Genomic DNA, 218 nt, shown 5'->3' on the forward strand with positions numbered 1-218 from the left:
TCTTCTTCATGAACTTGTCGCCGTAGGTGTAGGCGATGCCGCGCTTGGTGGAACCAAACTGTGCGCCCGTTTTGGACAGGCGCTCTTCTTCAAGACCATCCTGAGCCACATGGACGAAGGCGTCAAGAAGCGTCTGGAGACCATTGTGGAATCCAAGAATCTGACCATGGAGAAGATCTACGGTCAGAAGCCCGTCAGCGTGGACGAAATGTGGGCAT

At 54.1% G+C, this 218-nt stretch carries 1 pseudogene; it reads left to right on the plus strand.

Features of this window, described 5'->3' with window-relative positions:
- Positions 1-218: pseudogene (locus tag H6B10_RS17375) on the plus strand (hypothetical protein); the annotation flags it as partial.

Source organism: Gemmiger formicilis, from assembly GCF_016901605.1.
GTDB classification, from domain to species: Bacteria; Bacillota; Clostridia; order Oscillospirales; family Ruminococcaceae; genus Gemmiger; species Gemmiger formicilis_B.